Consider the following 3,403-nt stretch of genomic DNA (forward strand, 5'->3'; position numbering starts at 1 on the left):
GGCTCTTCTGGTTTCTGTGTGGAAACGGGGTCTATACTGATAGTTTCTTCAGCAAAATACTCCTAAAAGTCTTTCCCAGTAAATATTTCACGATTCTATAAGCAAAAATTATCACACAAAGTCGAGAAGAGCCTAATATTAAAGGGCAATGCAGCGAATGTCAACGAGAGGAACGGAAACAAGCGTTTAGAAAAGCTGAACGCTTTGTTACAAATGCTAGTGAGCAAGGTGGTGTCACTCCAGAGGCACAACCGCACTCATTTCAGGATTCTAAACGTAAAACTAAAAACGCCCGTGTAGATATTGAAATTCGCAGTGGTCTTACCTTTATCCCTTCGCCCCAAACAGAATGACAACGATGCTTAGAAGAGTGCAACAATTTTTAGACTCTGGCGATAGTGATAACGCTAGAGAAGAAATTGATAGAGCTTTCGGCAATCTGAGAAGGGTGGATAGTCATGTTAGAGAGTTTGCCGCTCTGTTGGCACTGGGATCGATCAAAGCTTCAGAAATCGGCTTAGGGGTATTGGGACGTAAGCTTCTACAGAATGACAGCGAGATTAACAATGAGGTTGTTTGGTTATTTATTGCGTCAATTTTATCTCGCAATAGTATTCCCCCTGATAGTCCATCTAGAATCAGCCTACTTGTTCTTACCGCTTCTGTCAATAGTTGGGAATTACCAATTTTTGCGCTTCTTGCCCCTGCCCTCGACGCTTTTTTTAAAGTTAGTCTTGCGGACGGAACCCCTTTAATTGCCGAACAAACTTTTGATTTTTTGGCCACTTGGGGAAGAATTTATGCGAAAGCACCTCATGTCAAAACGCAGCTTCAAGAACTTCAATCTCTTAGTAATAATCTATTAGAGCAAGTAGATGACTCAGAGTTAAAAGCTGAATGGTCAGAGGGAATTAATATATTTTTTGAAGAAGCCAGTACAACCAAATATTCAGATAGTAATGTTTTTTATGCTGGTGAAGAATTAATTAAAAAAATTTATAATACTCAAAGTTTACAGCGCAATACAGAAGATAAGAATTTGGCAGAGACAAAAGACAAGTTACTCCGATTAGTCACTTCGTCTCTTGCCACTATTGGAACAGTTCTTGATAGTGATGGAGTCATACTAAATCCGGTTATTAAAAACTGATTATTTATTTCCCCTTTTGTCTCTTGCCTTTTGCCTGTTCTGATATGTAGCGCATACTCAACGGATTTAGTATTAACCCTATATACTTTTGACTTTTTTATACTGTTCCGTCACGGCGGCATTTAATAGATCATCTTTAAAATTTCTGATTAATTCAATTACTAAATTATAAATACTGATGTATTCTTCATAATCGATAGTTAAATACTTGCCATGAGCAATTTTATTTCTTTGGGTGAGAAGTTGTTCATCAATAGCTTTCTGCCGAAGTTGATAATCACTATCATCAATTCCTAGAATAGTACAGATATCAGTGAAAACTTCAAAATTGAGATTAGATTTGGTGTTAATAATATTTTCGTGGGGTATAGAAGCTGTATTTTCTAGGTTATCAAGTAAATTTTTGATCATCTCTTTTTGTAACTTAAATTTATTGGTTTTTATTAACTCATTTATAGATTTTCTAGAACTAAGGGCAACGAAACAGTAATCCAGTTCATGATAATTTAATTTTTTTAAGGAAACAAACTGCAAATAACATTCTGCTGCATATTTAATAAAACCTTCCCAATGGGCATAGAGAGTGGTTATTCCGGCTCTAATTAATACATCTTGCTCAGTTCCTTTTTGTGGAGGAATTTTATTTTTTAAAATACTAAGTTCTTTAATTCGCCATGCCATATCTTCATCTAAGTTTTTCTGGAGAATTTCGATAGTTCTATTATCTTTACTCATTACTTTTTAAAATATTTTTTGCCAAATTCAATCATTTTGTGCATTCTAGTTCTAGCTCTCGATCCTGTACCGATGTTAGAAATAAAGTCAGATTCTGACCACATTTCCTGAATTTTTGTTCTTAGCAGTTCAATATCTTGAGTAGAGTAATCATCAATATTTTCTCGTAATCCTGTGGTGATCGCTTCATAAGCAGAATCGAGAAATTTACCCTTAAATCTTGTTCCATCATATTTGGTAAAAGTATCTTCATTCGTCGCTTCAGCAAGCAATAAAAACATTTTAGCGAATTTTTCTTGCTCTAACACACGATCAAAAGTGGTGGAATTACATAATTCTCTCAGATAGTCAGTCAAATATTCATTAACATCTTGTTTGTTCAATGATGTTGGACCAAATGTGGGAGAAGACAGGGCAAAATATTTAAGAATTAGTTCCAAGTCGTAGCGTTCTTGTCTTAATCGCTCGGATAGGGAAATACAATTTTTAAAGTTCTCATTTTCTGCCAAGTCTTCTAACCACTTATATAGGCTTTTATCTAGCATAATCAAAAGACAATTACGCACCTCTTGATAAGATAAAAAAGAGCCACCGGTATTTAAACGATCAAAAACTTCAAACTTAGCATTTTTATCCGATTCTTTTTGGATAATCTGAACCTGTATTTTCGCTCTTTTGAAATCTATTTTTAGAGATGGGGGCAAATTATACTCTCCTTCCTCTGCACCTTCCCACATAACTCCGTTTAAGCTAGGTAATAACTTAGTACCTTGAAGCACCAGTTTCGGTTTTTTCTTAGTTTCATCGTCCTCATCTCTTAAATCGCCAACAAATTCCAAAATTGTTGAAATCCTTTGTAATCCATCCACCAATTCCCAAACACTATCTTCTTCTCTCTGATAGACAAAAATAGAGGGAATAGGAATTCCTAATAGTATCGATTCTATGAATCGGCTTTTTTGGGCTATTGTCCAACGAAAATATCTTTGAAAATCTGGATTAATTGTCATTTCTTTGTTATTATAAAGACTAATAATCTCTCCGATTGACATAGGATAGTTATCGGTACGAAATTCTTTAGTTTTTGCCTTAACTTCTTCTAATAAATTCATCTTATAGCAGTTATCTTAATGGTGAAGTACACAGTTTTCGTTTTGGGGAGCCGGTCGTCAGGATTCGATACCAAATTAGGTTACACTTCATCTTTAGAAACAAAGCTGTAATTTTTCTATACTTAGTATAATCCCTATATTCTACTTTAATACCATCCGCCAATTCAAAAATGAAACGCGTCAACCTCAAGAGTTGACAGAAAAAGGCTCATCCCCGCAATTGGCACAAACATCAATTTTCAGGTGGCTAATCTGCAAAGACGCGATTTATCGAAAATTTGGGTTAAAACCCCGTCCTTTTAGGACGGCTTTAAGCTACAATGGAAAAAGCGATAACCAAGCTAAAAACTGAACCTTGACAACAGATAGTAGGGGGTTTTGTTCAGAAAAGAATTCAAATTCGGCC

At 35.4% G+C, this 3,403-nt stretch carries 3 protein-coding genes; 1 reads left to right on the forward strand and 2 read right to left on the reverse strand.

The annotated features are described in order from the left end of the window. The first annotated feature begins 358 nt into the window (after nucleotides 1-358). The gene (locus tag O9332_RS19370; protein ID WP_002763241.1) at nucleotides 359-1,150 is read left to right on the forward strand and encodes a hypothetical protein; all 792 of its coding nucleotides are present in this window, start codon (nucleotides 359-361) and stop codon (nucleotides 1,148-1,150) included. A 78-nt stretch (nucleotides 1,151-1,228) separates the two neighbouring features. On the opposite strand, the gene O9332_RS19375 is transcribed toward O9332_RS19370, so the two are convergent. Together O9332_RS19375 and O9332_RS19380 are read right to left on the reverse strand one after the other, a co-directional pair. Next, a complete protein-coding gene (locus O9332_RS19375) occupies nucleotides 1,229-1,885 on the reverse strand; it encodes an MAE_28990/MAE_18760 family HEPN-like nuclease (protein ID WP_288026964.1) in 657 nt (218 codons plus the stop codon). Beyond that, nucleotides 1,885-2,997: a DUF262 domain-containing protein gene (locus tag O9332_RS19380; protein ID WP_002763240.1), complete on the reverse strand. Its 1,113-nt coding sequence runs from the start codon at nucleotides 2,995-2,997 to the stop codon at nucleotides 1,885-1,887. The genes O9332_RS19375 and O9332_RS19380 overlap by 1 nt, the downstream gene beginning before the upstream one ends. Nucleotides 2,998-3,403: the final 406 nt, after the last annotated feature.

The sequence above is a fragment of the Microcystis sp. LE19-10.1B genome, assembly GCF_027530565.1.
Taxonomy (GTDB): Bacteria; Cyanobacteriota; Cyanobacteriia; order Cyanobacteriales; family Microcystaceae; genus Microcystis; species Microcystis aeruginosa.